The sequence below is a fragment of the Pseudomonas sp. FSL R10-0056 genome (assembly GCF_009600105.1).
Taxonomy (GTDB): Bacteria; Pseudomonadota; Gammaproteobacteria; order Pseudomonadales; family Pseudomonadaceae; genus Aquipseudomonas; species Aquipseudomonas bubulae.
Genome location: NZ_WIWL01000006.1, coordinates 1 through 9,958, shown reverse-complemented (window position 1 = coordinate 9,958; position 9,958 = coordinate 1). Strand labels below are relative to the sequence as shown.

Here is a 9,958-nt window from a genome sequence, read left to right as displayed (position 1 = left end):
CGGGCTTATTCCAAAGAGTTTTTAAGCTCCCGGAACTAAATCTGCCAACACCACTCAGATTTATTGAATGGGTGGTGAAGCCCTTCAAAGCTCCTAATGTTGTGTTAAGTGTTGGCAGATACCTGAACCCCGCCCTAGCGGTTCAGTACTTGAACCCCGGACCTCCTTCCCCCCATGCGAAGTCCGGGTTTTTTTTTGCCTGCGATTTGTTACTCGTCAGCTTCAACCAGTTCTTCGCCTTTGTTCGGCAATTCCATCCAGCGTGCCAGCACGGTGTACGCCTCTTCCAGGCCCATGCGCTTTGGCGTGGAGAACAACTGGATGGTGACGGCATCGCCCCATTGCTTGCGAATGTCCGACTGGATTTTAAGCAGCGTATTTTTTGCAGCGCCGTACGTCAGTTTGTCCGCTTTGGTCAGCAAAATGTGCATAGGCATGCCGCTGGACACGGTCCAATCAAGCATCAAAAGGTCGAAATCGGTCATTGGATGACGGATATCCATCATCAAGATCACACCCTTGAGGCTTTCACGGCTGCCGAAATATGCTTCAAGGTGGCGCTGCCAGTGCAATTTCAGCGGGATCGGCACCTTGGCATAACCGTAACCTGGCAAGTCGACCAGGCGACGTTCTTCGTCCAGTTGGAAGAAGTTCAGCAACTGAGTGCGGCCCGGAGTTTTCGACGTGCGCGCCAGGCTGGCGTGGGTCAAAGTGTTGAGTGCACTGGACTTGCCGGCGTTGGAGCGCCCGGCAAACGCGACTTCGTAACCTTCGTCATCGGGGCATTGATCGACTTTGGCAGCGCTGAGCATGAAGGTGGCCTGTTGGCACAGACCGAGAATGGGGTTCTTGAGTTGCATGGGATTTCCGATGTGAGCGGCGTCAGGAATGGACGCGGCGAGCGTGTCGTTTCCGTTTCAGTGACGCCAGTATATAATGCCGCAGATTTTGTGTGCGCTTTGTCCCAGCGTAGGATGAAGAACACGGGAGCAAAAAACCCAGGTTGCGCATTAGAACGCAGCAGGCTCCCAACCCTGAAAAGGTCGTTTTATGACTGCTGGTGACGGTGTCTTGATGCCACGTTACAGCATTCAGGCTACACAGGATCCGGAAGCCGTGTACAACCGCGTTTGTATTGTCTGCCATGCTGGTCAGCTAATAGGCCAAGGTAAGAGCAAGGTATGTAGGCGCTGGTACGACATGTGACCCAGGGTTTCAAGGCGATGCCGCCGCGTGGTTTGTGCATGGACTGCAGTGTCGAGGATTACCGAACTGTCCTACAGTGGATAAGCGAGTGAGCCCGGCCCATAACTCTTTAACCCTTAGCCGTAGTTGGATTAGCTGATGAACAAATTACTCGTGAGTCTGCTGTTGACCTTGGGCGTCAGCGGTATTGCCCAGGCTGCTAGCACCGCTGTGGTAGGTGATGCTGCTGCAGGTCAGGCAAAAACCGCTGTATGTGGCGCTTGTCACGGTCCGGACGGCAATAGCATGGCCCCAAACTTCCCCAAGCTGGCCGGGCAAGGTGATCGCTACCTGCTCAAGCAGTTGCATGAAATCAAGGACGGCAAGCGTCAGGTGCTGGAAATGACCGGCCTGCTGGCGAACCTGAACGATCAGGACCTTGCCGACATCGCGGCCTACTACTCAAGCCAGAAAGGTTCGGTTGGCGCTGCTGACCCGGCCCTGGTAGCCCAGGGTGAGGCCCTGTTCCGTGGTGGCAACCTTGAGAAAGGCATGCCAGCGTGCATCGGCTGCCACTCGCCAGACGGCCAGGGCCTTGCCGCTGCCGGCTTCCCGCACCTGGGCGGCCAGCACGCCAGCTATATCGAGAAACAGCTGACAGACTTCCGTGAAGGCGACCGCACCAACGATGGTGACTCGATGATCATGCGCGGCATCGCGGCCAAAATGAGCAACAAGGACATCAAGGCGCTGGCCAGCTATATTCAAGGCCTGCACTAAGGTCTGTACGGTCGGCGGGGCCAGGTCTTGATACCAGAGGTCACGTTAACGATCGTTTAATCCTTGAATGTGAACCTCAAAGGGCAGCTTCGGCTGCCCTTTTGCATCGCGTCTACAGTTACACTATCGAACTCAAGCCAGCATGGACCTGTCTGAATACAGGTCACGTTGATATGACCTTATCTGTCCAGGAGTAAAGCATGCGTAATCTGATTCTCAGCGCCGCTCTCGTCAGTGCCAGCCTGTTTGGCATGACCGCTCAAGCTGCCGAGCCGCTTGAAGCGGGCAAACAATATGTAGAGCTGAGCAGCGCCGTTCCGGTTGCCGTGCCTGGCAAGATCGAAGTGGTCGAGCTGTTCTGGTATGGCTGCCCGCATTGCTTTGCATTCGAGCCAACCATCAATCCCTGGGCAGAAAAACTGCCCGCCGACGTGAGCTTCGTGCGTATCCCTGCCATGTTTGGCGGGATCTGGAATGTTCATGGCCAATTGTTCATCACCCTTGAAGCCATGGGCGTTGAAAACAAGGTTCACAAAGCCGTGTTCCAGGCCATCCACGACGGCAAGAAGCTGGCAACCCCAGAAGAAATGGCTGATTTCCTGGCCGGTGAAGGCATCGATAAAGACAAGTTCCTGAGCACTTACAACTCGTTCGCCGTCAAAGGCAAAGTTGAAGACGCCAAGAAGAAGGCACAGGCCTATCAAATCTCCGGCGTACCGACCATGGTCGTCAACGGCAAGTACCGCTTCGACCTGGGCACTGCCGGTGGCCCTGAAGGCGCTTTGAGCGTGGCTGACCAGCTGATCGCCAAAGAGCGCGCAGCGGGCGCAAAAAACTAAGCGGCGCCCTCGCCCATGCTCCGCTGGAAAGGCGAGCGAAGTGTTGGTCTGCATGAGCCGCAGATCAACGAAGATCATCTGGCGTCCTGCGGGATGCCGGATGATCGACGTTTACGACTGCTCAGTTTCAATATCCAGGTGGGTAACAGCACCCAGGGTTACCGGCATTACCTGACCCGCAGTTGGCAGCATGTGCTCCCCCATAAGGGGCGAGCCGGTAACCTGGAGCGTATTGGTGACCTGCTCGGCGACTTCGACCTGGTCGCCCTGCAAGAGGCCGACGGTGGTAGCCATCGTTCTGGCTACATCAATCAGGTCAAGTATCTTGCCCAGCAGGGCGAATTTCCCTACTGGTATCAACAACTCAATCGCAATCTAGGGCGTCTGGCCCAGCACAGTAATGGTGTGCTCAGCCGGTTGCGCCCTGCCGCGATTGAAGATCATCCCTTGCCCGGCCCTGCGGGGCGTGGTGCGATTCTGGTGCGCTTTGGTGAAGGCCCCGACGCTTTGGTGGTCGTGGTCATGCACCTGGCGCTGGGAACCAAAACCCGCACCCGGCAGCTGGCCTATATTCGCGAGTTGATTGGCGACTATCAGCACCAGGTGTTGATGGGCGACATGAACACCCATGCCAACGACCTGCTGCACACCTCGCCACTGCGGGACCTCGGGCTGCTGGCGCCGCAAATGGAGGCCACCTTCCCCAGTTGGCGCCCGCAACGTTGCCTGGATCATATTTTGCTCAGCCCAAGCCTGACCCTTGAGCGCGTCCAGGTACTGGATCAGCCTATCTCGGACCATCTGCCGGTAGCCGTCGATATCCGTCTGCCAGGCTCTGTCGGCGTCGACTCCCAGATCGCGCTGCGCCCGCCTGACAACGGGGCGAAGGCATGAGGGACGAGGCCGCGCGCTGGAAAGAGAAATACCTTAAAAGCGTGGAGCTGCAAGACAAGCTTGAGCGCCGCTGGAATGCCCGCCTCGACTTGCTGCGCCGTGGCCTGGTGCGTAGCACCCTGGCCGCTGAGGGCACGGACCGCACGGTCGACCAATGCATGAAAGAAATGCGCGAAGCGGTGCGCACCAATGAGATGGACGCCGCCCTTGCCGCCTTGCTCCCGCGCCTTGAAAAAGCCGTGCTCGACTCCGAGCAGCGACGTGAAACCCGGGTTGAGCAAGTCAGCGCAGCGCTCAATACGCTGGTCACCCAACTGCAGGCCCTGCCACTGCCCCGTGAGGTCAGCAAGCCGCTCAAGGCCTATGCCAAACAGCTCGAAAACCGGGTGACGCACGCCCGAGAAATACCGCTGCTGCTTGGTGAGCTGAGTCACTTGCAAGGGCAGGCACTGGCGCCGCAACTCAATGACGCCCAGCCGCCCAAGCCGGGCTTGTTACAGCGATTATTTGGTGCACAAGACGCTGAAAAGGCACTTGGCGAAGCGACTGTGGTTCCGATTCCGGTTGAGACTCAGGCGCCGCGACCGGCTGCGCCGAACAGTGTGGTCCCAGCGCATGTTGCCGAACCGCCGGCAGTACCCACGCCTCAGCCTGAACCGGTAATTGTTGAAGCACAGCCCTCGCCGCCCGTTGCTACGGCTGACGATGACGCCCAGGCGCTTGCCGAGCCATCCCCTTCGGTACCTCAAGAGGCTCAAGAGCATGCATCCAGCGGTGCACTTGAGTCAGTGGTCGCGATGGTTGAGGCCGAAAATGATCAAGCCCGGGATTTCGTTGAGCAGTCGCCGCTCGACGAACAGACTGAGCTGGCCGAAGTCGATGCTGTCTATGCCTTGCCTGATGCCCCCGAGCCAACCTACAGCAGCGTGGCCGAGCACATTGAGTCCACACTGCTCGGGTTGTTGAGCGGCCTGTCGCTGCCTGAACACCACAGGCCACAGGCCGAGGCCATGTGCCGGCGTCTGGAAAAAGGGCTCAACTGGTACGAATTACTGCCGATCCTCGACGATCTTGCGGTTTTGATGCTGGCCATTACTGACAGCGGCCAGCATGAATTCGAGGCTTACCTCAAACAGCTCAATGAACGCCTGGAGTCATTTCAGAACAACCTGCAGGCGGCCAGCGAGGGTCATGCCGAGGGTCGATCCGCCGCCGACGACTTGCACAGCCAACTGCGCGAACATGTGGACGGTTTGCAAAATAGCGTGCAGGACGCCGTTGACCTTAACAGCCTCAAGCACCTGCTGGAGAATCGTCTCGAAGGACTGCTGGGCACGATGGACCAGCACCAGCAGCAGCGCATCGCCCGTGAACAGGAGGTCTCGGCCCACCTCCAGGGGCTGGCCGAGCGTATCGCGAGCATGGAACAGCAGGCCCAGGGCTATCGCGAGCATCTTGAAGAACAGCGCCAAAAAGCACTGATAGACCCCCTGACCGATCTGCCTAACCGGGCGGCATGGGGCGAACGCCTGCAATATGAAGTCGATCAGTGGCAAAAAAACGGTAATCCTCTACTGATTGCCATGCTCGACCTCGATCATTTCAAGCGTATCAATGATGGTTACGGCCACCTGGCGGGCGACAAGGTGCTCAAGATCATTGCCACCCAGTTGCGCAAGCATCTGCGGCCGACCGACTTTATTGCCCGCTTTGGTGGCGAAGAGTTTGTGCTACTGATGCCCGATACGCCGTTGAGCGCAGGTTTGCATCTGATCGAGAAGCTGCGGGCAGCAATCCAGGCCTGTCCGTTCCACTTCAAGGGCGAACCCGTGACCATCACCACGTCTATCGGTGTATCCGCGTTCAGGCCGGGTGATCGCAGTGACCATGTGCTTAAACGGGCTGATGAAGCACTGTATCGGGCCAAACGGCGTGGACGTAACTGCGTGGAGCCTCAAGCAGCGACTATTGAAACTTGATATTTATTTGTCGCTTTATGTAGTTACTTTCTAGACAGCAAGTAGTCCCTGTCGGTATTTAAAATTAATTAACGGATTTCCTCGCGGCTTTCTTGACGGGTTGTGAGTGGGCGACTTATATAAAATAACAGACCGGCTTGGTTACCCGACAAGTAACGACGGCACTGTAGACATCTCATTATCAAACCCCCATCGACAATGCCGCCGGGCACTGCAGGCTCTAGCCCGGTGGTATAAAGCCAGTACGGTGTACGGCCGTAAAAGGTAGTGTATGAAAATATTGATTTACTTGTTATCTGTGTTCTTTTTGATCACGGGCTCTGTTTCGGTAAGTGCAGCCACTAAAACCCCGATCTATTCGGCCTCCATTAACAAGGATGGAACACTGGCCGCACAATCGCCGCACTGGATTGAAAGTATTGAATACTCCAGCCAACCCGATTATGCAGCCAGTTATAAAGTTAATCTGATGCCCGATGCCTTTCAAAAGGAGCCAAAATTTTGTGTGGCATCGACTTACGACAATTCAAGCTATGAACATACCCTTTATGGCATCGCCAAATTGTCGAGCAAACCGACCCGATCCGAAGTGAATGTTATAGGCTTGATGCTAGGTGCCAACGGGCCATCCGGGGATTCATCGATGAGTTTTTACCTGGTGTGCGGCAAATAAATCACCTTACGAAGGCTGCGACCCTGTTGGTGTTTACAAGGTCGCAGCCCTTGTCTTCATCCGGTACAGCTGCACGACACGGGCGGTAAGGTATGCTTGCCTATTAATTGCTCAGTCGTGTTGTTCTCGCCCATGAAATTCTCCGCCCTGATCTTGTCCCTTGCCCTGCTGGCCGGTTGCAGCAACGGTCTGCGCATGGACACCAGTCATCCTTCGATCAACCACGACAGCCGCGTGCAGTTTGTGGTGCTTCACTACACCTCAACCTCGCTGGAGCGCTCCCTGGAGCTGTTAACCCGCGGTCCGGTCAGCAGCCATTACCTGGTCGGGGATACTCCGCCGACCATTTACAAACTGGTGGATGAAAACCAGCGCGCCTGGCACGCCGGTGAAAGCCAATGGAAGGGCCGCACCTGGCTGAACTCCAGCTCCATCGGCATTGAAATCGTCAACAAGGGTTTTCGCGATACGCCCGAAGGTCGAGTCTGGTACCCCTATACAGAGGGTCAGGTCCAGTCGGTTATCGCACTGCTCAAAGATATTTCAACCCGCTATCAGATCGACCCGCGCAACATCATTGGCCACAGCGATATCGCGCCCTTGCGCAAGCTGGATCCGGGCCCGCTGTTTCCCTGGAAGCGCCTGGCCGACGCTGGCTTTGGCATCTGGCCAAACGCCCGGGCCGTAGCCCGGGAGCAAGCACTGTACGCCAGCAACTTGCCAAGCATCACCTGGTTCCAGCAGCAACTGGCGCTTCTGGGCTACGAAACCCCGCAAACTGGAGAGCTGGATGTCGCCACTCGTCACGTTCTGGCCGCCTTCCAGATGCATTTCAGGCCTTCGCGATACGATGGCACTCCGGATGCTGAAAGTGCGGCCATTTTGAAAGTGCTGAACACGCAAAAGCACTGATGAGCTAGAGCAATGGCAGGGCCATGTAAAATTGTGTGCCTTGCCCTGGACGCGAATACACCCCAATGCGCCCGCCATGCAGTTGCACAATCTCTTTGCACAGTGCCAGCCCAAGGCCGGCGCCACCCTTTTTGCGCCCCACTTGCACAAAGGGCTCAAAAATCCGCCCTTGTTGGCTATAGGCAATGCCTTCGCCATTGTCTTCGATGCTGATAATCACCCGTTCCCCATGGCGCCTGGCCTGCAGGCAGATCTGCCCGCCACTGGCGGTGTGGCGCAAGGCGTTGTCCAGCAGGTTGTCCAGCACCCGCTCCAACTGGGCCTGATCGGCCCGCAACTCAGGTAGCGGTTGTTGCAGCTGCACCAGCAGCTCGACATTTTTTACCCGCGCACGGTCGGCGAAACGGACACGGGCGTCCTCGAGCATGTGTTCGACACTGCAGGGGGCCAGCGTCAGCTTCTGCATGCCGTTTTGATAGCGGGAGAAGTTCAGCAGGTCATTGATCAACTGCATCAGGCGCTGCATTTCTTCGTTGACGGTGTTGAGCAGGTCGGTTTCCCGTGACTGGGGATCAAAGCGTGAACGCTCCAGAAACAACCCGAACGCCATATGCATGCCGGTGACGGGGGTGCGCAACTCATGGGAGGCCCGCAACACGAACTCGCTGCGTACCCGCTCAAAGGCACGCTGCTCGGTGACGTCGTGCAGCACCATGACGGCGCCGAGGATAGGCCCCTTGGGCTGGCTCACCGGGGTCAAGCTGTAGGTCAGGAGTCGGGTTTCGCCTTCAATGTCGACGCTCAAGTCTTCCGGCAAGCGCTCAAGACTGCCTCCGCGCAGTACTGTTTGCAGTTGCTGGTCGAGTTCCGGACGTTGCAAGGCCTCACCCAGCGACTGCCCCAATCGCCCTTCATCCCAACCCAGCTGGCGCTGTGCGACGGGGTTCAAGTGCTCCAGCCGGCCTTGCTGATCGATCATCAACAACCCGTCATCGATACTGTCGAGTACCGCTTGCAGCCGCTGCTGGCCCGCCAGCAGCTCGTCGATGTTGGTTGCCTGATGCTGGCGCAATGCCTCGGCCATAATCCCAAAGCGCCGCGTCAGCAGGTTCATCTCTGTGGCCGAGGAGAGCGGCAACACCACTTCGAAATTGCCTTTGCCAATGTTATCCGCGGCCTTGGCCAGTGCCTCGATCGGGGCACCAAAACGCCTGGCAATACCGTGGGCAGTGATAAAGCCGATGATCAGCACGGCAATGCCGACCAGGCCGAGCAAGGCGGCGACAACCAAGGCGCGATCCCGGGCTGCGGCCTGGGCAGCATATATGGTGTCGAGCGCACGACGGTGTTCGGTAATCAGACCGTTGCGCAGTTGATTGAAGCGGCTGGTCAGATCCTTGTCATTGCTCAGGTTCAGTTGCGCGTCGCTGGCCTTGTTGAAGGCCAGCAAAAAACTGCTGTAATCCTCCCGGGCCTGGGCAAAACCGCTATGCAGATTGTTTTTACGCTCATGCTCGATGCCCTCGTCGAGCAGCTTCAAATACTCCCGGGCTGATGACTTCAGCGCTTCAGGATCTGGCTGGTTGTGCAGCATCATCACCAACTGATCGCCCAGCGACTGACGCAGTTTCAGGCCCAGATCGAGGGTAATGAAGTTGTTACGAATCAGCGCTTCCTGGGTTTTCGCCATTTGCATCACGCTGACGACGCCAAGCAACAGGCCAAGCAGCGCCACCGTGATTAACGCGGAAATGCTCAGGAACAGGCGGGTGCGCAGCTTGATCGCAAGTTTCATCGCGGGCTCACAGGTTGTACTGCTTACGTTTGCGGTACAGCGTCGAGGCATCGATACCCAGGGTTTTTGCTGCCTGATCCAGGGTTTCACTGGTGGCCAGGACGGCGCCGATATGGGCTTTCTCCAGTTGATCGAGGCTCAGAGCAGCACCAATGCGCGGGGCGTTGGGTACCGTTTGTTCGGCCATGCCCAGATGGCTGACTTCAACCACTTCCTGCGGGCAAATAATACTCGCGCGCTCAACCACATTGCGCAACTCGCGGATATTGCCCGGCCAACGGTAATTGGCCAGGGCCCGGCGGGCTTCCTCACTGAAGCCGCGGGCAGGGCGAGCATATTCCTTGACGAAACGGGCCAGGAAACGGTCGGCCAGGGTCAGGATATCCTCACTGCGCTCGCGCAGCGGCGGCAAATGCAGGGTGATCACGTTGAGACGGTAGAGCAGGTCTTCACGGAAGCGGCCATCGCGCACCATGTCCTCAAGGTGGAGGTTGGTGGCGGCCAGAATCCGTACATCGGCGCGGCGGGTAACGGGGTCGCCGACGCGCTCGTATTCTTTGTCCTGAATAAAGCGCAGCAGTTTTGGCTGTAGGGCCAGCGGGAAATCGCCGATTTCATCGAGGAACAAGGTACCGCCATCGGCCTGATTCACCCGGCCCAGGGTGCTTTCGCTGGCACCGGTAAAGGCTCCACGGGTATGGCCAAACAGTTCGCTTTCCATCAGCTCGGCCGTCAGTGACGGACAATTGATCGTGACACAGGACTTTTTCGCCCGTTTGCTCCAGCCGTGGATTGCGCGTGCCAGTTCCCCCTTACCGGTACCCGACTCGCCCAGAATAAGAATATTGGCATCCGTACCGGCCACCTGGCGGGCGGTTTCGAGCACCGCCATCATGGCCGG

At 57.5% G+C, this 9,958-nt stretch carries 9 protein-coding genes and 1 pseudogene; 7 read left to right on the top strand and 3 right to left on the bottom strand.

The genetic code is table 11. The features are described from left to right. Positions 1-209: 209 nt before the first annotated feature. A complete protein-coding gene (gene yihA / locus GHO42_RS00320) occupies positions 210-860 on the bottom strand; it encodes a ribosome biogenesis GTP-binding protein YihA/YsxC (protein WP_094999674.1) in 651 nt (216 codons plus the stop codon). Between the two features lie 190 nt (positions 861-1,050). Between yihA and GHO42_RS25925 the strand changes: the two are divergent. From GHO42_RS25925 to GHO42_RS00290, 7 genes and pseudogenes are all read left to right on the top strand, one after another. Then, positions 1,051-1,298 (top strand): annotated as a pseudogene (locus GHO42_RS25925) (cytochrome c5 family protein). 46 nt (positions 1,299-1,344) lie between these two features. Beyond that, a complete protein-coding gene (locus tag GHO42_RS00315; RefSeq protein ID WP_094999673.1) occupies positions 1,345-1,965 on the top strand; it encodes a cytochrome c in 621 nt (206 codons plus the stop codon). A gap of 200 nt (positions 1,966-2,165) precedes the next feature. Then, entirely contained in the window at positions 2,166-2,804 is a 639-nt protein-coding gene (locus GHO42_RS00310; RefSeq protein ID WP_016782754.1) for a thiol:disulfide interchange protein DsbA/DsbL, read from the top strand. 15 nt (positions 2,805-2,819) lie between these two features. Further along, positions 2,820-3,698, top strand: coding sequence for an endonuclease/exonuclease/phosphatase family protein (locus GHO42_RS00305; protein WP_094999672.1), 879 nt, complete (start codon positions 2,820-2,822; stop codon positions 3,696-3,698). Further along, positions 3,695-5,677, top strand: coding sequence for a diguanylate cyclase (locus GHO42_RS00300; RefSeq protein ID WP_153326266.1), 1,983 nt, complete (start codon positions 3,695-3,697; stop codon positions 5,675-5,677). The genes GHO42_RS00305 and GHO42_RS00300 overlap by 4 nt, the downstream gene beginning before the upstream one ends. Positions 5,678-5,948: 271 nt before the next feature. Beyond that, complete coding sequence (locus GHO42_RS00295) at positions 5,949-6,350, top strand: hypothetical protein (protein ID WP_095020621.1); 402 nt, start codon at positions 5,949-5,951, stop codon at positions 6,348-6,350. 132 nt (positions 6,351-6,482) lie between these two features. Next, positions 6,483-7,262 (top strand): N-acetylmuramoyl-L-alanine amidase, encoded by a 780-nt coding sequence (locus GHO42_RS00290; protein WP_094999669.1) that lies wholly within the window; start codon positions 6,483-6,485, stop codon positions 7,260-7,262. A gap of 4 nt (positions 7,263-7,266) precedes the next feature. On the opposite strand, the gene GHO42_RS00285 is transcribed toward GHO42_RS00290, so the two are convergent. Both GHO42_RS00285 and GHO42_RS00280 read right to left on the bottom strand, forming a co-directional pair. Continuing rightward, positions 7,267-9,057, bottom strand: a complete 1,791-nt coding sequence (locus GHO42_RS00285) for an ATP-binding protein (RefSeq protein ID WP_094999668.1) — start codon at positions 9,055-9,057, stop codon at positions 7,267-7,269. Between the two features lie 7 nt (positions 9,058-9,064). Next, on the bottom strand, positions 9,065-9,958 hold an 894-nt coding region (locus GHO42_RS00280), incomplete at its 5' end, for a sigma-54-dependent Fis family transcriptional regulator (protein WP_153384072.1).

Coding starts and splice junctions, on each gene's coding strand:
- yihA (WP_094999674.1), bottom strand. CDS start 860: ATGCAACTCAAGAACCCCATTCTCGGTCTGTGCCAACAGGCCACCTTC.
- GHO42_RS00315 (WP_094999673.1), top strand. CDS start 1,345: ATGAACAAATTACTCGTGAGTCTGCTGTTGACCTTGGGCGTCAGCGGT.
- GHO42_RS00310 (WP_016782754.1), top strand. CDS start 2,166: ATGCGTAATCTGATTCTCAGCGCCGCTCTCGTCAGTGCCAGCCTGTTT.
- GHO42_RS00305 (WP_094999672.1), top strand. CDS start 2,820: ATGCTCCGCTGGAAAGGCGAGCGAAGTGTTGGTCTGCATGAGCCGCAG.
- GHO42_RS00300 (WP_153326266.1), top strand. CDS start 3,695: ATGAGGGACGAGGCCGCGCGCTGGAAAGAGAAATACCTTAAAAGCGTG.
- GHO42_RS00295 (WP_095020621.1), top strand. CDS start 5,949: ATGAAAATATTGATTTACTTGTTATCTGTGTTCTTTTTGATCACGGGC.
- GHO42_RS00290 (WP_094999669.1), top strand. CDS start 6,483: ATGAAATTCTCCGCCCTGATCTTGTCCCTTGCCCTGCTGGCCGGTTGC.
- GHO42_RS00285 (WP_094999668.1), bottom strand. CDS start 9,057: ATGAAACTTGCGATCAAGCTGCGCACCCGCCTGTTCCTGAGCATTTCC.